Raw genomic sequence first — 19,254 nt, forward strand, 5'->3', positions numbered from 1 at the left:
GCTTCCGATACCTCTATCGCTCGGGCGAGGCAAACGGGAGCAGGAGCATATGACTCGACTTAGGCCTGCCTGACCTTGTCGAACTGGCCAGCTTTGCGGAAGCGCACCAGATAGGACGGAGCGACCGCCTCGATCGGCGTGGGCGACACGCCGAGACCTTCCAGCGTATGGCCGGTGGCGCGAGCCTCGTCGGAGACGACGTTGTCGCTTTCCAGCATCGCAACCTGGTCGACGGTCAGCGGCGCGTTCGGCAGCAGCTGCAGAACCTTCGCCTGCAATCTTGCGACCGCGAACGGCACATTCAGCAGCATGCGGTGACGACCGGTCTCCTTCAGCACGTAGCGCAGAATTTCCTCGAAGGTGAGCACCTTCGGGCCGCCGAGTTCATAGGGGGCAGGTCCGCCCTCAGCCTCGCCGCCGACCGCAAGAGCGACGACGCGGGCGACATCGCCGACGAAGACAGGCTGGAAGCGGGTGCGCCCGCCGCCGATCAACGGCAAAGCAGGGGAAAACCGCGCCATGGCGGCGAAGCGGTTGAAGAAGTTATCTTCGGGGCCGAAGACGACCGAGGGTCGAAGGATCACGGCGTCTGGATAGACCGAAAGCGCCGCCTCCTCGCCCGCGGCTTTGCTGCGGCCATAACGGCCCTTGCTTTCCCGATCCGCTCCGATGGCGGACATTTGAACGAAGCGCGCGGCGCCTGCCGCATGCGCGGCTTCGGCGACGATCCGGGGTCCCTCGCCCTGTATCGCGTCGAAGCTCTGCTTGCCGCTTTCCGCCAGGATGCCGACGAGATTCACGACTGCGTCCGAGCCTCGCGCCGCCTGGGCGACCGACTCGCGGAACCGCAGGTTCGCTTGGATCGCGACGATCTGACCGACGCCGCCAAGCGGCTGCAGATGGCCGGCGAGCGACGGATTCCGCACGGCGACACGGATGCGCCAGCCCTCGCGCGCGAGAGCGCGAACGACATGCCTTCCGATGAAACCGGAGCCGCCAAACACCGTGACAAGCTTGTCACCGACCGGACGCATCCCAGGGGCGAACGCCATGCCGTGCTCTCTTCCGATGCCGTCTCGAACAGGGCCGAGACCTAAGGCGGAACCCTAGCGCGGTAAAGCCTCTGCGCGAAACCCTGCGCGCCGCCATTGACACGGCGGCATGCGGACCCCTAAGACCCGCCTCCGAGCCCAGGTGGCGGAACTGGTAGACGCGCACGGTTCAGGTCCGTGTGGGTAACACCGTGGAGGTTCGAGTCCTCTCCTGGGCACCACAGATCGCGCCGGGGCGCCGCGGAACTATCCGCGGCGCCCCGGATGCGTTTTCCGGGAGGCCTCCGGCGTCCCTGCTCCGACCGACCCGAGGCGGCATTGACGATCCGGCTTCATCGCGGCGACCTTCCCGACGATTACGAACCCGGCGCATCGGTTGCGATCGACACCGAGACGCTCGGCCTCAACCCCAATCGCGACCGGCTCTGCCTCGTGCAGATCTCGACGGGCGACGGTTCGGCCGATCTCGTAAAAATCGCGCCGGGCCAGCAGAGCGCGCCCAATCTCGAGCGTGTGCTGCGCGATCGGTCGGTTCTCAAGCTGTTCCATTTCGCCCGCTTCGACGTCGCGGCGCTCTACAAGGCGTTCGGGGTGATGACCGAGCCGGTCTACTGCACCAAGATCGCCTCGAAGCTCGTGCGCACCTACACCGATCGCCACGGCCTCAAGGACCTGGTCCGCGAGCAGCTCGGCGTCGAGATCTCCAAGCAGCAGCAGTCCTCCGATTGGGGCTCCGAGGAACTGAGCGACGCCCAACTCGCCTACGCCGCGAGCGACGTGCTCTATCTCCACGGATTGAAGGCGAAGCTCGACGTGATGCTGGCGCGCGAAGGCCGCGCCGCCTTCGCCGACGCCTGCTTCGCCTTCGTGCCAGTCCGCTCGGCGCTCGATCTCGCCGGTTGGGCCGACAACGACATTTTCGCCCATGCCTGAGACGCGCCGGCGTGGAAATGTCGCCGGCGGTCGAGCGCGCTAGCCGGCGCCCCTTTGCGCCCGTCCGGGAAATGCTTAGCTTCGCCGACGCTGGCGTTGGAACATGGTGCAGAAGAAACCATGGCGGCGACGCCAAAGAAACGCCGATCCGCCGAGGAGCCGCTGATGAGACTGACGATCGCCGCTTTCGCCGTTCTCGCTCTCGCCGCTCCTGCGACGGCGCAGCAGGCGGTGACGAGCGCCTTCTCCGGCTTCTCCGTGCGTTCCGATGAGCCCACCAATGTCGAAGCCGACAATCTCGAGGTCCGGGACCAGGAGCATGCGGCGATCTTTTCCGGCAATGTTGTGATGAAGCAGGGCATCTCGACCCTGCAGACCCGGAAGCTCACGATCTACTATTACGACAAGGACAAGCCCGCTCCCGCCGCCGGCAACGCGCCGAAGCCCATACAGGGCGAGACGAAGAACCCCAGTGGCGGTGCGAAGCCGGAAAGCGGCCGCGACATTCGCAAGATGGAGGCGGAGGGCGACGTCGTCGTGACCCAGAACGACCAGAAGGCGACCGGAGCCCGCGGCGTGTTCGACACGCAGGCGAACACCGCCGATCTGACGGGCGGCGTGGTCGTCACGCAGGGCGATAACGTCATCCGCGGCGATCGTCTGCACGTGAACCTCACGACGCAGACATCGCGCATCGAAAGCAGTGGCGGCGGCGGTCGCGTTCAGGGCGTGTTCAAGCCAAAGCCTCGCGACCAGGCCGCAAGCGGCGCTAAGAACTGATCCCGTCCGATCTCAGTGGGTTTAGAGTGACGAACTTCATCGTGCGGACGGATGCGGGCGTGGCGCTCGCAGCGCCTGAAGGCGTGGGCTCGGGCGTCCGGCGTGGCGGCGAGCATGACTTCGCCTTCGCGGACAAGGACGCCAACGGCTCGCTGGTAGCGAGCGGGCTGGCGAAGAGCTATGGCTCCCGCGCCGTCGTGAAGGACGTGAGCCTGTCCGTGAGGCGCGGGGAAGCGGTCGGCCTGCTCGGACCGAACGGCGCCGGTAAGACCACGGTGTTTTACATGATCACCGGTCTGGTGCCCGCGGACCGCGGCCGCATCGAGCTCGACGGAAAGGACGTGACGCGGCTGCCGATGTTCCGGCGGGCGCGGCTTGGCGTCGGCTATCTGCCGCAGGAGGCCTCGATCTTCCGTGGCCTCACGGTCGAGGACAACATCCGAGCGGTGCTCGAGGTGGTGGAGCCCGATCGGAAGCGCCGTGTCCATGACCTCGAGGGCTTGCTTGAGGAGTTCGGCCTCGGCGGCATTCGTAAATCGCCCGCGATCGCGCTCTCGGGCGGCGAACGCCGGCGTGTCGAGATCGCCAGGGCTCTCGCGAGCCGCCCGGGCTTCATGCTGCTCGACGAACCGTTTGCGGGCATCGACCCGATCGCGGTCGGCGACATCCAGGCCCTGGTGCGTCATCTGACCAACCGCGGCATCGGCGTCCTGATCACTGACCATAACGTGCGCGAAACGCTCGGACTGATCGACCGCGCCTACATCATCCACGCCGGCGGCGTGCTGATGGAAGGCTCGCCGGAGCAGATCGTCGCCAACCCTGACGTGCGGCGGCTTTACCTCGGGGAGGAATTTCGGCTTTAAAAGGGGACGGAAACATCCGTATGCAAGAATCGGCCCACAGGCCTTCGGCCTGAACGTCGACAGACTACGCCGTCGCGTAGGCGAGCGTCGTGCTGGAGCTTCGCCTCATGTCCCTGATCCCCAAGCTGATGTTGCGGCAATCCCAGTCTCTGGTGATGACCCCGCAACTGATGCAGGCGATCAAGCTGCTTCAGCTGTCGAGCCTCGACCTTGCAGCCTATGTCGACAAGGAACTGGAGCAGAACCCGCTGCTCGAACGCCTCGATGGGCCCGACGCTCACCGGATCGAAACCTCCGAGCGTCCGGCGAGCGAGGCCGCGGAGCACAATGGAGGCGAGGCCGCCGAAGGCGTGGAGCGCTGGGACGCCGCCCCGCCGCCGGAGTCGCGGTCCAACATCGAGGATCGCCTCGACACCGATTTCGGCAACGTCTTTCCCGACGACCCGCCTCAGGGCGCCGAGAGCGTCAAACCTGTCGCCTCGCCGGAGCCCGGCGATTGGTCGGGCCTTGGCGTCGGAGGGGCCTTTTCAGGCGAAGGCGCGGATCTTGAAGCTTACGTCTCCGAACGTCTGACGCTCGCCGACCACCTCGAACGCCAGCTCTCGCTCGCCGTCACCGACCCCACCGACAGGATGATCGGCTCCTATCTCATCGATATGGTCGATGCGGGCGGCTATCTGCGCGAGCCGATGGAGATGGTGGCCGAACGCCTTGGCGCCAGCCTCGCCGACGTCGAACGCGTGCTGTCGGTGATCCAGACGTTCGAGCCGACCGGCGTCGCCGCGCGGTCTCTCCAGGACTGCCTTGCAATCCAGCTCCGGGAGCGGGACCGTTTCGATCCCGCGATGCAAGCTCTGGTCGAGAATCTGGAGCTCGCCGCCCGGCGCGACTTCGCCGCCCTGAAGAGGATCTGCGGCGTCGACGACGACGATCTCGCCGACATGCTGGCGGAAATCCGCCGACTCGATCCCAAGCCCGGACATGCTTTCGGGTCGGAGATCGTGCAGCCGGTTGTGCCCGACGTCTCCGTCCGGACGGCGTCCGACGGATCGTGGATCGTGGAGCTCGTGGCCGATTCGCTGCCCCGCGTGCTCGTCAATCAGTCCTACTACGCGAAGGTGGTCCGCACCGCGAAGAACGAGACTGAGAAGACCTTCATGACGGAGTGTCTGCAGACGGCGAACTGGCTAACCCGCAGTCTGGAGCAACGCGCCCGCACCATCCTGAAGGTCGCAACCGAGATCGTCCGCCAGCAGGATGGCTTCCTGACCCACGGAGTGGCGCATCTCCGACCGCTCAACCTTAGAATGATCGCCGACGCGATCGGCATGCACGAATCAACCGTCTCGCGGGTCACCGCCAACAAGTACCTCGCGACCCCGCGCGGCGTGTTCGAGCTCAAATACTTCTTCACCGCTGCGATCGCCAATTCCGGCGGCGGCGACGCCCACTCGGCCGAGGCCGTCCGCCATCGCATACGCACGATGATCGACGCTGAAAGCGCCGATGACGTGCTGTCAGATGATACGATCGTCAAGCTCCTGCTCGACGGCGGCGTCGAGATCGCCCGGAGGACGGTAGCCAAATACCGTGAAAGCCTTCGGATCCCCTCCTCGGTGCAGCGGCGGCGGGAGAAGAAGGGGGCCGCTGCGGGAAGCTGATGCGGTATTTCTTGCTGATATTTCAAAGATCTATCGACTATCCCGCCCGGGCGGTGCGGTTCATTGACTTCGCGCCCGGCCGCTCGTACTGCTTGTCGCACCCCGGGGGATCGGCCCACCGATCGGAGCGGTCCCCGGACGTCTTGAATGGAGCGGACTAAATGGCCTTGCGCGTTTCCGGTAAGAACCTCGATCTTGGCGAGGCGCTTCGGGGACAGGTCGAGGACCGTATTTCCGACGCCATGACGAAATATTTTGGCGGAGGTTTTTCCGGCCACGTGACCGTCGCGAAGGACGGATCCGGCTTCAAGACCGAGTGCTCCCTGCATCTTGACAGCGGCATCGTCCTCCAGTCCGTCGGGGCCGCGCCGGACGCCTATGCGAGCTTCGACCAGGCGGCGGGCCGCATCGAGACGCGGCTGAAGCGCTACAAGAATCGTCTTCGCGATCACCATGCGGACGCTGACGGCGGAGATCCGCTGTCTTATGTCGTGTTCGAGGCGCCCGACGACGAGGTCGAGGAGTCTGACGGGTGGAGCCCGGTGATCGTCGCCGAGTCGACAAAACCCCTAAGGCGCATGACCGTTGGTTTTGCGGTGATGGAGCTCGATATGACGGGGGCGCCTGTCGTCGTGTTCCGCCATGCGAGCCACGGAAGAGTGAACATCGTTTATCGACGAGCGGACGGGAACGTCGGTTGGATCGATCCGCCGCCGTCGGGCGCCGTGGACGGTCACTGAGTCAATTGCGACGGCTTGAGGCGATGAGCCTCGCGCTTTCCTGCACCCGCGCATCCGAGGTTATAACGTCTGATGCCACTCAGCGATCTTATCGCGCCGAACGCCATATTGCCGGCGCTCAAAGTGAATTCGAAGAAGCAGGCGATTCAGGAACTCGCGGCGCGCGCCGCCGAGCTCACAGGCTTGCCCGAGCGCGACGTGTTCGACACGCTGCTCCAACGGGAACGGCTGGGTTCGACGGGCGTCGGCGCCGGGATCGCAATCCCTCACGGCAAGCTGCCGAAGTTCGACAGGCTGTTTGGGCTGTTCGCGCGGCTGGATCGGCCGATCGATTTTGACGCCCTCGACGGCGAGCCGGTCGATCTCGCTTTTCTGTTGCTCGCTCCGGAGACGGCCGGCGCCGATCATCTGAAGGCGCTCGCGCGGGTCGCGCGCGTTCTGCGCGATCCCCTCACGGCGCAGAAGCTGCGCGCCTCGCGGGACGCTTCCGCGCTGCACGCCGTCCTTACCCAGGTCGCCGCACCGAACGCCGCCTAAGCGGATGGGGTTTTGGGCGCCCAAAGTGCGGGCGCCCCCGAACCTCAATGGATGCTGACTGTCACCAGCTCGTGTTCGCGCGCGCTCTCGACGAGCGCCTCGCGGGTGTCCGCCACGACGATAGGGGACCCGTCGGCGCCGAGCAGGGCGAACAGGCGAAGACCGGGCTCAAGCTCCGGCGCCTGCGGGAACAGCGCATTGAGCTCCTCCGACAGGATCGGCTTCACGTAAGCAATGTGTCCATCGCCGATCGCCGCGAACTCAGCGGTGCTCAGAGGGCTGCGGATGGCTGCGGATTCGTTCATCATGACTTTTACTCCTTCTCCGCGATGCGGCGACTATCGTCACGCGCCCTTATGGCGATACGCTGGACGGATCGCTTCGGTTCCGGACGCACGAGATCAACGACTAGCAGACCCGTCGCAAGATCCGCGCCGAGCACCTCCATTCCCTCCGCAAGCACGAAGGCGCGCGTGAACTGGCGCGCTGCGATGCCTCGGTGAAGGAAGACGCGGTCCTCGCGCTCCGCAGGTGCTCGCCCGCGAATGACAAGTTCGTTCTTCTCGAGCGTAACGTCGATCTGGTCGGGGCCGAACCCGGCTACGGCCAGAGTGATCCTCAGCCGCTCTGGCTCGCCCTCCAGCGGCGGCAAGCGTTCGATGTTGTATGGCGGGTAGCCGTCCGCGCTTTTTGCAGCACGGTCGAGCGCCCGCTCCAGGCCGTCGAACCCGAGCAGAAAGGGGCTTTGCAGACTCGTCAAACGCGACATCGTTCAAAGTCCTCGCCAGAAGCGACTTTGACGGAGCCTCGTAAACAAAGCGCTCCGCTCAGCCGATAACCTTATCGGCTGGCTCTGAAGATGGTTTGAGGGGGACGTTCTTTCAAGCGAACGCGCTGTCAGAGTCTGGCGCCGCTCTGCGCGTCGAACATATGCAGGTGCTCCCTGAGCGCGCCTAGACGAAGCCGGCCATCCGCTGGAACCTGCGGCGCGGCTGCCAGCCGGGCGACGACCCTATGGGGCCCAACGCTGCCATGCACGATAACGACTGCGCCTGCGTGCTCGACCTCGTCGACCATCATCGGCAGCGTCGCCGCCGGAGCGGGCCCTTCCCAACCGGGCGTCACGGCGAAGAGGTGTTCCGGGCGCACGCCAAGCGTCGCGAACACCGCAGTCGTCATCACGCTGGCGCCGCCGAGGTGTGTTCCGTCTTCAAGCGACAGGCCGGTCTGGTTGGCGCGCACCGGAAGAAGGTTCATGGCGGAATGACCAACGAGCGAAGCCACGGCCGCCGTCACGGGCGCCGCATAGATCTCGGCTGGCCTTCCTGCCTGCAGGACACGCCCTTCGTCCAGGACGACCAGCAAGTCAGCGAGCGCTAGCCCGTCCTCATGGTCGTGCGTGGCGTAAAGAGTGGTCGTCCGCGACGTCCGCTGGAGACGGCGTAGCTCACGGCGCATCGTGATGCGGCGGGCCGGATCGAGACCTGCGAAGGGTTCGTCGAACAGCAAGGCGCGCGGCTGGTGCGCGAAGGCGCGGCCAAGCGCGAGAAGGCTGCGTTCGCCGGATGACGCCCGCCCCACCTTCCGCGCCAGAAGAGAACCGAGCGCAAGCGTGTCGGCGGCCCGCAGCGCGCGCTCCTCGATCTCCTTCTTTGGAAGGCCACGGCTGCGCAGGCCGCGTGTGAGGGAATCATAGACGTTGCGAGACGGATCGAGCGCGGAGGCGTCGATCAGTTCAGCCACATCAGCGCGCCCGCCGCTCCACGATTGGCGCGCTGCGTCGCCGATCTCGATCAGGCCGCTCGTCAGTTCTTCAGCCCCGGCGATCAGGCGGAGCAGAGTGGACTTCCCGCAGCCGGTCGGGCCGACGAGCACGCAGAATGCGCCGTCCGGGACGTCGAGCGTGATGTTTCGGACCGCGGCGATTTCGCCGCGATAGATCTTGGTGACGTCGGTCAGCGTGATCGCGGCCATGCGGCTCCTGGCGTTGGGTGTCAGCCATAGATCAGCAGGCCGATAAGACCCGCGGCCCCGACGATCATGCGCCACCAGGCGAATGGCGCGAAGCCGTGGCGGGAGATGAAATCAAGCACATAGCGCACGACGATCAACGCCGTCACGAACGCGCAGACGAAGCCCACCACGATCAGCGCGCCGTCGTCGAAGCTCAGCGCCGAACGGTTCTTGTAGAGATCGTAGGCGAACGCGCCTGACATGGTGGGGATCGCGAGGAAGAACGAGAACTCCGCCGCCGCTCGCTTGCTCGACCCGAGCAGCAGGGCGGCGACGATCGTCGAGCCCGAGCGCGAGACGCCTGGAATCAGAGCGAGGCACTGAGCGAAGCCGACGATCAGGCACACGAGCGGCGGGAAGCGCATCGCGTCGTCGTGCCAGTAAAAGACGGGCCGTGGCTGAGCCGCCGCCGGCTGCGGCCCGTATCGGCGGTCCACGAGGAGTAGGACGACGCCGCCGACGATCAGCGCGACGCACACCACGGACGGCGTCTCGAACAGCACGTTCTTGATGAAGCCGTGAAGGCCGGCCCCAATGACGGCGGCGGGCAGGAACGCGACCAGCACGCCGAGGACGAAACGCCGCGCCGCCGGATCATTCGGAAGCCGCGTCGCGACGCTGGTCAGCCGTCCGGCGTAGACGACGAGGATCGCCAGGATCGCGCCGAGCTGGATCAGCACCTCGAAGGTCTTGCCCGTCGACTCGAAGCCGAGGAAGTGGCCGAGCAGAAGCAGATGCCCGGTCGAGGACACCGGCAGAAACTCCGTCAGACCCTCGACCACGCCCAGCAGGGCGGCTTCAAGCAGGCTGGCGATGTCCATGGTTCGCTCCTGGGGGGAAATGCGCGGCCGATTCGGGAGTTGTCGCGCGGCGAACGCGGTTCTATACGGGGCTCCTGCGCCGCGCCATCGACAGTCCGGCGTTCCGACGGGCCGCTTCCCCGCCGGCTCGATTCCCCCCGCCCGCGCGACCTTTCGGCGACATATGGCGATCCTCTATCACCATCCGCTCTGCCCGCATTCGCGCTTCGTGCGCCTTGCGATGAGCGAATACGGCCTCGAGGCCGACCTCGTCGAAGAAAAGGTGTGGGAGCGCCGAGCGCCGTTCCTTGCGCTCAATCCGGCGGGCGCCACGCCCGTGCTGGTGGAGGCCAGCATGCCGTCGGTGCCCGGCGCGGACGTCATCGCGGAATATCTCGACGAGACACGGGGGCTCGCCCTAGGCGACCGCAGGCTGCTGCCGGAATCGCCGCGCGAGCGCGTCGAGACGCGGCGTCTGACCGACTGGTTCAACCGCAAGTTCTTCGACGAGGTGTCGAGCCATCTCGTCATGGAGAAGATCTACAAGCGCTTCATGCCGACCAATCTCGGCGGCGGAGCCCCCGAGATGGCCGCGATCCGCGCAGGACGCGCCAATATCCGCTACCATCTGAAATATGTCGGCTACCTGATCCGGCAGCGAAAATGGCTTGCGGGCGACCGGCTGACCTACGCCGACCTCGCCGCCGCCGCGCATTTCTCGGTCGTGGACTATTTGGGCGACGTGCCGTGGGACGAGGACGAAACCGCGAGAGGCTGGTATGCGCGGGTGAAGTCGCGGCCGTCGTTCCGGCCGCTGCTGGCCGAATCGGTTCCGGGAACCGCGGCCGCGCCGCATTACGCCGATCTCGATTTCTGACGCTTCGATCGTTGTCGCCCGGCGGGCGAGGCCCGCGATGATGGATCCTGCGAGTCTCAAGGCCACGCTCATTGCTCGCGCCACGGCGCTCGGCTTCGGCGCGGTCGCGGTCACGACGCCTTCGGCGATCCCGGAGGCCGCCCCCCGTCTCGCTCGGGCGCTCGCGGAAGGCCATCACGGCACGATGGAGTGGCTGGCGTCGCGTGCGGAATGGCGCGGCGATCCCGCGGCGTTGTGGCCCGAGGCGCGCTCGGTCGTGATGCTCGCGATGAACTACGGGCCGCAGGACGACCCGCGCGCCGTGCTCGACCGGCGCGATCGCGCGGCGATCTCCGTCTACGCCCAGGGCGACGACTACCACGAGTTGATCAAGGGGCGGCTGAAGCAGGTCGCAGGCGCGCTCGCCTCTTCGGGCGCCGGGATCAAGGTCTTCGTCGACACCGCGCCGGTGATGGAGAAGCCGTTGGCCGCCGCCGCGGGCCTCGGCTGGCAGGGCAAGCACACCAATCTGGTCTCGCGCGACTTCGGCTCGTGGCTGTTTCTCGGGGCGATCTTCACCACAGCCGAACTACCGCCGGACAAGCCGGCCGCGGACGCCTGCGGCTCCTGCCGCGCTTGTCTCGACGTTTGTCCGACGGATGCGTTCCCCGCGCCATACCGCCTCGACGCGCGGAGGTGCATCTCCTACCTCACGATCGAGCACGCCGGGCCAATCCCACTCGAATTCCGGGAGGCGATCGGGAACCGGATCTATGGATGCGACGACTGTCTCGCCGCCTGTCCCTGGAACAAGTTCGCGCAGGCGGGGCGCGAGGCGCGACTTTCGGCCCGCGACGAACTGCGCGCTCCGCCTCTGGGGGCGCTGGCCGAACTTGACGACGCGGGCTTCCGCGCACTGTTCGCAAAGTCCCCGATCAAGCGGATCGGCCGCGACCGCTTCGTACGCAACGTGGCGATCGCCATCGGAAATTCGCGGGTTCCCGCCCTCGCGGGCGTGGCTGCGACGCTCGCGGGCGACGCCGCGCCGCTGGTTCGTGGCGCTGCGGTTTGGGCGCTCGCCCGTCTCGCCCCGCCTGCGACAGTCGCAGCCCTTGCGGCGGCCCGTGCTCCGACCGAAACCGATATCTCGGTTCGCGAGGAATGGGACGCGGCGATGGTCCTGGAGAACGCGTGAGACGGCTCGTTGTATTCGGCTGCGGTTATTCGGCCCGCCGCTTCGCTGAACTCCACGGCGCCGCGTTCGACGCGGTCGACGTGACCGCCCGTTCCCCTGAAACGGCCGATCGCCTCCACGCCGAGGGCCTGTCGGCGCATGTCTTCGACGGCGGACAGGCGACGGGGCCTCTTACCCGGGCGGTGCTCAAGGCCAGCCACATCCTCGTCTCGGCGCCGCCGGATCCCGCCGGCGACCCCACGCTGCGCGGCGTGGGCTCGGCGCTGGAACAGGCGTCCGGGCTCCGATGGATCGGCTACCTCTCCACGATCGGGGTCTATGCGGACGCCGGCGGGGACTGGGTCGACGAATCCACGCCGCCCGAAGCCGACAGCGAGCGGGGACGACGCCGTATCGACGTCGAGCGAGACTGGCTCACCTTCGGAGCCCGCAGCGGCGTCGCCGTCCAGATCTTCAGGCTCGCCGGGATTTACGGCCCCGGCCGCAGCGCAGTCGAGAACCTTCGGGCTGGAACCGCCAAGCGGCTCGTCAAGCAGGGACAGGTGTTCAACCGGATCCACGTGGACGACATCGCGGCGGCGGTCGCGGCCGGGATCGAGCGGCCGACCGTCGGTCCGGTCATCAACGTCGCCGACGACGAGCCGGCCCCGCCGCAGGACGTCGTCACCTACGCCGCCGGGTTGCTCGGGCTGAAGCCGCCGCCCGAGATCGCGTTCGAGACAGCCGAACTCTCGCCCATGGCCCGCAGCTTCTATTCCTCGAACAAGCGCGTCCGGAACAGGACGTTGCGCGAGGGGCTCGGCGTCCGACTGACGTATCCGACGTATCGCGAAGGCATCGCCGCGCTCGTGCGCTGACCGCCGCTTGCCGTCCTCGTTAGGGCGTGGTCTGGATCGCCAAAATGAAACTTAAGGGAAGAAAACCCATGCGCCGCCTGGCAATTCTGCTTCCGGTCCTGTTCGTCACCCCGGTTCTCGCGGACGGAGGGTTTCACCTCCCGCCCCGCAAGCCCGGACAGTGGGAAATGAAAATCCAGGTCGACACCGCGGCCATGCCGCCGCAGATCATCTCGATGTGCCTCGACGCCGAGTCCGACAAGCTGCTGAACGATCGGTTCGGCGGCATGGCGTCTTCGATGTGCAGCAAGCAGGAGCAGCGCAACGAGGGCGACGCGATCATCCTCGACAGCGAATGCAAGCTCGGCGGGATGAGCTCGTCCTCGCACAGCGTGGTGACCGGCGATTTCAATGACGCCTACACGATGAAGACGTCGATCAAGATGTCCGGCCAGCGCGACGGGCCGCAGAACGTCGACAAGGTCGCGCCGCAGGGCCCGGACACGCAGGAGACGACGATCGAGGCGAAACGCACGGGCGATTGCACCGCCGGGGCGAAGCCCGGCGACATCGACTTCGGCGGAGGCCGCACGATCAATGTGCGCGACATGCCAGCGCCGACGATCCAGTAAGGTTAGGAAGCCGTTAGTCCGGAAGCGCGAACTGCATCAGCAGGGTGCGCTGGAGGATCGAGAAATTATCGTCGGATACGAGCGTGAGGACGGTGCGCCCGCCCTCGCCGCGATGCGCCGATATCCCCTCGAAATTATCGATCGCTTGAGCGAGCGTGGCCTCCATCAGCACGGGACCGTCGATGACGGCCCCGGGCTTGATGTCCGAGCCCGCGAGCCGCCTGATCCTGACCGTCAGCGAGAAGGGTGGCCGCCAGCGCCGTTCCAGCACCGCGAAGCCGCCTCCCGGCAGCTGGGTCAGGTCGGTGGGCGAGAAGTCGTCTGTCCGGCGTACCGCGAATGCGTATGGAGCCGCAACGCCGACCACGAAAGCCCGGTTGTCGCCGTTGTCGTCGAGGAACTTTTCGCCGACCAGAACGACGCCGCCGGACGGCAGCGCCGCGATCGCCTCGTAACCTTCGTTGCGAGGCGCCTTGGTCGCTATGCCGGGCAGAGGCACGGCGACTCCGCGGCCCTGCGGAAGGCCGTCAGGCCTCAGAGCGTAGCGGGTGAGCCAGGTGACGCGCTCCGAGGACACCCATGCCGTCCGGCCCTGGATCTCCAGCGCCTCGGTGTCGAGGCCGCGGCGTCCGGCAAGCGGCTTGCCGTCGCGTCCCGGCGTCGGAGAGCGGGTTACGTCCGATACGCCCGCGAGCCTCGATCCCTCATAGGCGAGCGCGCCGTGAAACCAATTTCCCCGGTCGCTGATCGCCGTGAGGCTGCGCCCGTCGCCCGCGAGCCGCAGGCCGGACAGACCGCCGAAGTCCGGGTCGCTGGAGCTGATCTGGAGACCGCCGAGAAAAATAAGGTGACCATAGGCGCCCCCGATCGGCGTGCGGGAATCGAACCGCTCGATCGGCTTGACCGAGACGTCGACGGCCGCCGCGTCATCCGCTATCGCCGCCGACGCGACGGAAAAGGAGGCGGCGATCAGAAGAGCGGAAAGAACGCGGATCAACCCCGACCGCGCCTCGGAGCGGCGGCAGGCGTCTCCTCGAACAACTCCGCCAGCTTCTCGGTCATCGCGCCCCCCAGCTCTTCAGCGTCCACGATCGTCACTGCGCGCCGATAATAGCGGGTGACGTCGTGCCCGATGCCGATCGCGATCAGCTCGACCGGCGAGCGCTGCTCGATCTCGGCGATCACGCGCCTCAGATGTTTCTCGAGGTAATTGCCGACATTGACCGAGAGCGTGCTGTCGTCGACCGGCGCGCCATCGGAGATCACCATCAGGATGCGGCGCTGCTCCGGCCGGCGGAGCAGCCGCTCATGCGCCCAGGCGAGCGCCTCGCCGTCGATGTTCTCCTTGAGCAGTCCCTCGCGCATCATCAGCCCGAGGTTCTTACGGGTCCGTCTCCAGGGGGCGTCAGCCGCCTTGTAGACGATGTGGCGGAGGTCGTTCAGCCGGCCGGGGGCCATCGGCTTGCCGGCCGCGAGCCACTGCTCGCGCGATTGGCCGCCCTTCCATGCGCGGGTCGTGAAGCCGAGGATCTCGACCTTGACGCCGCAACGCTCCAGAGTCCGAGCGAGGATGTCGGCGCAGGTCGCCGCGACCGTGATCGGCCGCCCGCGCATCGAGCCGGAATTGTCGAGCAGCAACGTGACGACCGTGTCGCGGAAGTCGGTGTCGCGCTCGCGCATGAAGGTCAGCGCGCTCATCGGGTCGATGACCACGCGCGACAGGCGCGAAGGGTCGAGCATGCCTTCCTCGAGGTCGAACTCCCAGGCGCGGCTCTGCTGGGCCAGCAGGCGGCGCTGCAGGCGGTTCGCAAGCCTCCCGACCACGCCTTGAAGCGCCGAAAGCTGCTTGTCGAGATAGGATCGGAGCCGCGCCAGCTCCTCGGGATCGCAAAGCTCCTCCGCCAGCGCCTCCTCGTCGAACTTGGTCGTGAAGGCCTGGTACTCCAGGCGTTCGCGCTCGTTGCGCTTGTCGTCGTGGGGCCGCCAGGGCTCACTCGCTTCCTCGGCTTCGCCGAGTTCGTCCTCGTCCGGCGCATCGGTCGGCGGCGCATCGGCCGCCTCCATCTGCTCGGCGTCGTCGTCGATCTCGGCGGAGGCCTCGGTCTCCGACTGATCGGAGCCGTCGCTTTGGTCTTCCGGCGCGTCGGAGGATTCGCCCTCCTGCGGCGGCGGCTCCTCGCCCTCCGACTCGCCTTGCTCCTCGTTCTCCTGTCGATCCGACGACAGCTCCTCTCCCATGTCCAGCGAGGTCAGCAGGTCGCGGATCGTCCGGGCGTAGGCCCTCTGGTCTTCCAGCAGCCCATCCAGCTTGGCGAGGTTGGGGCCGGCCTTCTCCTCGATCCATGGCCGCCAGAGCTCGACCAGCCGCTTTGCGGCCTCGGGCGGCTTCTGGCCGGTCAGTCTTTCGCGGATCATCAGCGCCACCGCGTCCTGCAGCGGCGCGTCGGCGCGGTCGGTGATCTCGGCGTAGGGCCCGCGATGGTAGCGGTCCTCCAGCATCGCGGAGAGATTCGCGGCCGAGCCCGTCATGCGGCGGGAGCCGATCGCCTCTACGCGCGCCTGCTCGACCGCGTCGAACACCGCACGGGCCTCGCTGCCCTGCGGCGCAAGTTTCGAATGGGTCGCGGCGTCGTGGCAGGCGAGGCGGAGCGCCATGGAGTCGGCGTAGCCGCGCAGAACCGCGACGTCCGCCGGGCTCAGCCTTCGCGGCGGCTCCGGCAGACGCGCCTTGGTTCCCATCAAAGCCGGACGCTCGGACGCGAAGGCGACCTCGACCTCCGGATCCCCCGCGATCGCGCGCAGGCAGCCCGCCACCGCCCGCTTGAGCGGTTCCGATGGCGGCGCTGGCTTTTCGCCCGGTTTGCGGTTCGAGATCACCTGAAGGGATCAGCTCATTGCGACGTTGACCGCGCTCTCCGGCAACTCCTTGCCGAAGCAGCGCTGGTAGAATTCCGCGACCAGCGAACGCTCGAGCTCGTCGCATTTGTTGAGGAAGGTCAGGCGGAACGAGAAACCGATGTCGCCGAAGATGTCGGTGTTCTCCGCCCATGTCAGCACGGTGCGCGGGCTCATCACGGTCGACAGATCGCCGTTCATGAAGGCCTGCCGCGTCAGGTCGGCGAGCCGCACCATCTTCGACACGGTGTCCCGCCCGGTCGGCGAGTCGCGGTAATGCGGCGCCTTTGCGAGAACGATGTCGACCTCGCGGTCGTGGGCCAGATAGTTCAGCGTGGTCACGATCGACCAGCGGTCCATCTGCCCCTGATTGATCTGCTGCGTGCCGTGATAAAGGCCGGACGTGTCGCCAAGGCCCACGGTGTTCGCGGTCGCGAACAGGCGGAACGCAGGGTGAGGGCGGATGACGCGGCTCTGATCGAGCAAAGTCAGCTTGCCCGACACCTCGAGCACGCGCTGGATCACGAACATCACGTCGGGCCGGCCGGCGTCGTATTCGTCGAACACCAGCGCGACGTTGTTCTGCAGCGCCCAGGGCAGGATGCCGTCTCGAAACTCCGTGACCTGCTTGCCTTCCTTCAGGACGATCGCGTCCTTGCCGATCAGGTCGATGCGGCTGACGTGGCTGTCGAGATTGACGCGCACGCAAGGCCAATTGAGGCGGGCCGCGACCTGCTCGATATGCGTCGATTTTCCGGTGCCGTGATAGCCGGTGACCATCACGCGTCGATTGCGGGCGAAGCCTGCGAGAATCGCGAGCGTGGTGTCGTGGTCGAACAGGTAATCGGGGTCGAGATCCGGCACCGCGCCGCGGGCTTCGCCGAAGGCCGGAACCTCCAGATCGCTGTCTATGCCGAAGACCTGGCGGACCGAGACCTTCATGTCCGGCAGCAGGGAGTCGGCGTACGGCGCGTCGATGAGAGCAGTCATGAGGCCTCCTGGCCGGGCGTTCGCCGACCCGTGCGGGGGCAGGCCCAGCGGCGCGCCAGGGTCAGCGCGCGGAACGTGTCGATCAGCAAAAGCCGGCGGATCGAAGATAGTTATAGGCTTGGATGATCTCGCGCAATTTGTCCTCGGTGCCGCGATCGCCCCCGTTGGCGTCGGGGTGCAGCCGTTTCACGAGCTCCTTGTAGCGCGCCTTGATCTCGTCGGCCCCGGCGGAGGCGCCGAGGTTGAGCGCCTCCAGCGACTTGCGCTCGACCTTCTTGAGCTCGCGTTCGGGCTCCGAGGCGGCCTTCGCGCCGGTCTCCTCGCCGAAGATCCGGAAGCTGTCCTCGAATACGAACTCGCTCGCCCAGCCGCGCTTGCGGCCGCGGGCGCTCGCGGTCCGCTTGCGCTCCTCCGCGCTGGCCGCGCCGTTACGGCCCATCGCCCAGGTCGGACGGTGGCCGACATGGGCGTCCTTCTCATAGGCTCGGAGGTCGTCGTCAGACATTCCGGCGAAGAAGTTGTAGGCGTTGTTGTACTGCCGAACGTGGTCGAGGCAGAAGCGCCAATACTCGTCCTCCTTGCCGCGGCCCTTCGGCGCGCGGTGGAGTCCGGGCTGCCGGCAACCCGGATGTTCGCAATGAGAGGCCTGCGCTTCCGGGCGAGTCTTCTCGCCGCGCGAAACGCGAATCCGGTCGAACCATGGGCTGTCGAGCTTCATCACGGACCCATTATGGGCGCCGGGCCCGGGGTGAACAAGAACGGTCCGCCGCAACCCGGAACGGCGTTGTGCGGGCTTGACGGGCGGCCGAGGCGACGCGCCTCATCGGGGTAACAGGCGGTTAACAACGGTTAATCGCGAGTTAATTGCGCGCCAAGTGGGAGCGAAACAATGACCGTGCGAGCCCGCATCGAGACAACCCTGACCGACGCGCTCGCTCCCCAGCGGCTGGAGGTCGTCGACGAGAGCCACCTTCACGCCGGCCACGCCGGCGCGCGCCCGGAGGGAGAGACGCATTTTCGCGTCCGGGTGGTGTCGGCGGCGTTTTCGGGCATGAGCCGGGTCGACCGGCACCGCCGGGTCAACGCGCTGCTCGCCGCCGAACTCGCCGGCCCCGTTCACGCGCTCGCGATCGACGCGCGGGCGCCGGAGGAGCCGGGGCGCCCCTGAAAAGGCGTCAGCGCGGCTGGGCGAAGGCCGGCGCCGTGACGCGCTCCGGCCTGAAGCCGACGCCGACGATTCGGGCGGGCAGGCGGGTGAGGATGGGAAAGCTCCGCATCAGCCGCAGCGCGAGCGGCGGGGAGAGCGGAAGCCCCCCTGCGAGCGATGGCGTGATGATGCGGTTCTGCACGGCCACCTGAAGCCTCTGGGTGAGCTTCGTCGGCAGTTCCCTCCGGGACTGCACCTTTGCGACGTCCTCGTCCGTCAGCCGCCGCTCCCTCAGGGCCGCTCCGAGCAGGTTGGCGGTCGCGACCGCATCCTGGATCGCCAGATTAATGCCGACGCCGCCGACCGGGGACATGGCGTGCGCCGCGTCGCCGATGCAGAGCACGCCGGGCGCGCTCCAGCGCTTCAGGCGGTCGACCGCGACGGTCAGCAGGCTGACGTCGTCCCAGCTCTCGAGCTCGTGCGTCCGGTCGGCCGCGAACGGCGCGAGCCGGTCGACCGCCGCGCAAAAAGCCGCCAGGCCTCTCGCCCGGACGGCGTCCGCGCCGCCCTTCGGGATCAAGTAGGCGCATTGCCAGTAGTCGCCGCGGTTGATCGTGAACAACACGGCCCCCGCGCTGAAGCGGCCCGCGGTCGCGTCGCCGTCGCTCAGCTTCCTCGACAGGCGGAACCACATCACGTCCATCGGCGCGCCGATCGTAAGCGTCTCGAGGCCGGCCGCCTCACGCACCGTCGAGCGTCGCCCGTCGCAGCCGACGACGAGGTCGGCGTCGACCGATAGTTCGCCTTCCGGCGTCGACGCCTCCACGCCGACGACCCGGCCGTCACGCTGGATCAGTCCGCTGGCCGCGGCGTTGCGGATCAGCCGGAAGCCCGGATAGCGCTCGGCTTCGCCCGCGATGAAATCCAGAAAGTCCCACTGCGGCATCATTGCGATGAAGCGCTTGCGGGTCGGGAGATGGCGGAAGTCCCCAATCAGGAACGGCTCGTCCTCGACGAAGCCCGTCATCGTGGTCACCTCCTGATGCGGCAGCGCGAGGAAGCGATCGAGCAGGCCGAGATCGCCGAGCACGTCGAGGGTCGAGGGGTGGATGGTGTCGCCGCGGAAATCCCGCAGGAAGTCCGCGTGCTTCTCCAGCACGACGACGTCGACGCCCTGACGCGCCAGCAGCAGGCCGAGCACCAGACCGGCGGGGCCTCCGCCGACCACGCAGGCCTGCGAAGTGAGCCGCATCGGCCGGGCCTCCTTAGCCTTTCGCAGCGGTCCGCCCGGGATGACGGCCGAGCGGTCCGTCGACAGCCG

Annotated in this window: 21 protein-coding genes and 1 tRNA gene; 12 read left to right on the forward strand and 10 right to left on the reverse strand. The window is 67.2% G+C overall.

What is annotated here, in order from left to right:
* Positions 1-59: 59 nt before the first annotated feature.
* A complete protein-coding gene (locus tag PKE75_RS03585) occupies positions 60-1,052 on the reverse strand; it encodes a complex I NDUFA9 subunit family protein (protein ID WP_271167330.1) in 993 nt (330 codons plus the stop codon).
* A 136-nt stretch (positions 1,053-1,188) separates the two neighbouring features.
* On the opposite strand from PKE75_RS03585, the gene PKE75_RS03590 reads away from it, so the two are divergent.
* The 7 genes from PKE75_RS03590 to ptsN all read left to right on the forward strand — a co-directional run bounded on the left by PKE75_RS03590 (position 1,189) and on the right by ptsN (position 6,569).
* Positions 1,189-1,273, forward strand: a tRNA-Leu gene (locus tag PKE75_RS03590).
* Between the two features lie 97 nt (positions 1,274-1,370).
* Complete coding sequence (locus PKE75_RS03595) at positions 1,371-1,985, forward strand: ribonuclease D (protein ID WP_271167331.1); 615 nt, start codon at positions 1,371-1,373, stop codon at positions 1,983-1,985.
* A gap of 165 nt (positions 1,986-2,150) precedes the next feature.
* The gene (locus tag PKE75_RS03600; protein ID WP_271167332.1) at positions 2,151-2,765 is read left to right on the forward strand and encodes an LptA/OstA family protein; all 615 of its coding nucleotides are present in this window, start codon (positions 2,151-2,153) and stop codon (positions 2,763-2,765) included.
* A 26-nt stretch (positions 2,766-2,791) separates the two neighbouring features.
* Entirely contained in the window at positions 2,792-3,631 is an 840-nt protein-coding gene (gene lptB / locus PKE75_RS03605; RefSeq protein WP_271167333.1) for an LPS export ABC transporter ATP-binding protein, read from the forward strand.
* Between the two features lie 107 nt (positions 3,632-3,738).
* Complete coding sequence (rpoN, locus tag PKE75_RS03610; protein WP_271167334.1) at positions 3,739-5,292, forward strand: RNA polymerase factor sigma-54; 1,554 nt, start codon at positions 3,739-3,741, stop codon at positions 5,290-5,292.
* 161 nt (positions 5,293-5,453) lie between these two features.
* Positions 5,454-6,032, forward strand: a complete 579-nt coding sequence (hpf, locus tag PKE75_RS03615; protein ID WP_271167335.1) for a ribosome hibernation-promoting factor, HPF/YfiA family — start codon at positions 5,454-5,456, stop codon at positions 6,030-6,032.
* Between the two features lie 72 nt (positions 6,033-6,104).
* Positions 6,105-6,569 carry a PTS IIA-like nitrogen regulatory protein PtsN gene (gene ptsN / locus PKE75_RS03620; protein ID WP_271167336.1) on the forward strand — a complete coding sequence of 155 codons (465 nt, stop codon included), beginning with the start codon at positions 6,105-6,107 and terminating at the stop codon, positions 6,567-6,569.
* A 44-nt stretch (positions 6,570-6,613) separates the two neighbouring features.
* On the opposite strand, the gene PKE75_RS03625 is transcribed toward ptsN, so the two are convergent.
* The 4 genes from PKE75_RS03625 to PKE75_RS03640 form a co-directional block, all read right to left on the reverse strand.
* Positions 6,614-6,877, reverse strand: coding sequence for a BQ00720 family protein (locus PKE75_RS03625; RefSeq protein ID WP_271167337.1), 264 nt, complete (start codon positions 6,875-6,877; stop codon positions 6,614-6,616).
* A 5-nt stretch (positions 6,878-6,882) separates the two neighbouring features.
* A complete protein-coding gene (locus PKE75_RS03630; RefSeq protein WP_271167338.1) occupies positions 6,883-7,338 on the reverse strand; it encodes an Hsp20 family protein in 456 nt (151 codons plus the stop codon).
* A 128-nt stretch (positions 7,339-7,466) separates the two neighbouring features.
* Entirely contained in the window at positions 7,467-8,543 is a 1,077-nt protein-coding gene (locus PKE75_RS03635) for an ABC transporter ATP-binding protein (RefSeq protein WP_271167339.1), read from the reverse strand.
* A gap of 20 nt (positions 8,544-8,563) precedes the next feature.
* Complete coding sequence (locus tag PKE75_RS03640) at positions 8,564-9,403, reverse strand: undecaprenyl-diphosphate phosphatase (protein ID WP_271167340.1); 840 nt, start codon at positions 9,401-9,403, stop codon at positions 8,564-8,566.
* Positions 9,404-9,566: 163 nt separating this feature from the next.
* On the opposite strand from PKE75_RS03640, the gene PKE75_RS03645 reads away from it, so the two are divergent.
* The 4 genes from PKE75_RS03645 (at position 9,567) to PKE75_RS03660 (ending at position 12,901) form a co-directional block, all read left to right on the forward strand.
* Entirely contained in the window at positions 9,567-10,259 is a 693-nt protein-coding gene (locus PKE75_RS03645; RefSeq protein ID WP_271167341.1) for a glutathione S-transferase family protein, read from the forward strand.
* 40 nt (positions 10,260-10,299) lie between these two features.
* On the forward strand, positions 10,300-11,433 hold the full coding sequence (gene queG / locus PKE75_RS03650) for a tRNA epoxyqueuosine(34) reductase QueG (protein WP_271167646.1): 1,134 nt from the start codon (positions 10,300-10,302) through the stop codon (positions 11,431-11,433).
* Complete coding sequence (locus tag PKE75_RS03655) at positions 11,430-12,290, forward strand: SDR family oxidoreductase (protein WP_271167342.1); 861 nt, start codon at positions 11,430-11,432, stop codon at positions 12,288-12,290. Before queG ends, PKE75_RS03655 begins: the two co-directional genes overlap by 4 nt.
* Before the next feature lie 68 nt (positions 12,291-12,358).
* Positions 12,359-12,901, forward strand: coding sequence for a DUF3617 domain-containing protein (locus PKE75_RS03660; RefSeq protein WP_271167343.1), 543 nt, complete (start codon positions 12,359-12,361; stop codon positions 12,899-12,901).
* A 13-nt stretch (positions 12,902-12,914) separates the two neighbouring features.
* Here PKE75_RS03660 and PKE75_RS03665 read toward each other — a convergent pair whose 3' ends face one another.
* The 4 genes from PKE75_RS03665 to PKE75_RS03680 all read right to left on the reverse strand — a co-directional run bounded on the left by PKE75_RS03665 (position 12,915) and on the right by PKE75_RS03680 (position 17,504).
* Positions 12,915-13,898: an esterase-like activity of phytase family protein gene (locus PKE75_RS03665; protein ID WP_271167344.1), complete on the reverse strand. Its 984-nt coding sequence runs from the start codon at positions 13,896-13,898 to the stop codon at positions 12,915-12,917.
* Complete coding sequence (gene cobT, locus PKE75_RS03670) at positions 13,895-15,778, reverse strand: cobaltochelatase subunit CobT (protein WP_271167345.1); 1,884 nt, start codon at positions 15,776-15,778, stop codon at positions 13,895-13,897. Before cobT ends, PKE75_RS03665 begins: the two co-directional genes overlap by 4 nt.
* Before the next feature lie 9 nt (positions 15,779-15,787).
* On the reverse strand, positions 15,788-16,786 hold the full coding sequence (gene cobS / locus PKE75_RS03675; RefSeq protein ID WP_271167346.1) for a cobaltochelatase subunit CobS: 999 nt from the start codon (positions 16,784-16,786) through the stop codon (positions 15,788-15,790).
* Between the two features lie 82 nt (positions 16,787-16,868).
* Complete coding sequence (locus PKE75_RS03680; RefSeq protein ID WP_271167347.1) at positions 16,869-17,504, reverse strand: J domain-containing protein; 636 nt, start codon at positions 17,502-17,504, stop codon at positions 16,869-16,871.
* Between the two features lie 171 nt (positions 17,505-17,675).
* Between PKE75_RS03680 and PKE75_RS03685 the strand changes: the two genes are divergently transcribed.
* Positions 17,676-17,954: a BolA family protein gene (locus tag PKE75_RS03685; RefSeq protein WP_271167348.1), complete on the forward strand. Its 279-nt coding sequence runs from the start codon at positions 17,676-17,678 to the stop codon at positions 17,952-17,954.
* Between the two features lie 7 nt (positions 17,955-17,961).
* Here PKE75_RS03685 and PKE75_RS03690 read toward each other — a convergent pair whose 3' ends face one another.
* Complete coding sequence (locus PKE75_RS03690) at positions 17,962-19,185, reverse strand: FAD-dependent oxidoreductase (RefSeq protein WP_271167349.1); 1,224 nt, start codon at positions 19,183-19,185, stop codon at positions 17,962-17,964.
* Positions 19,186-19,254: the final 69 nt, after the last annotated feature.

The organism is Hansschlegelia plantiphila (assembly GCF_027922265.1).
In the GTDB taxonomy this organism is placed as follows: Bacteria; Pseudomonadota; Alphaproteobacteria; order Rhizobiales; family Methylopilaceae; genus Methylopila; species Methylopila plantiphila.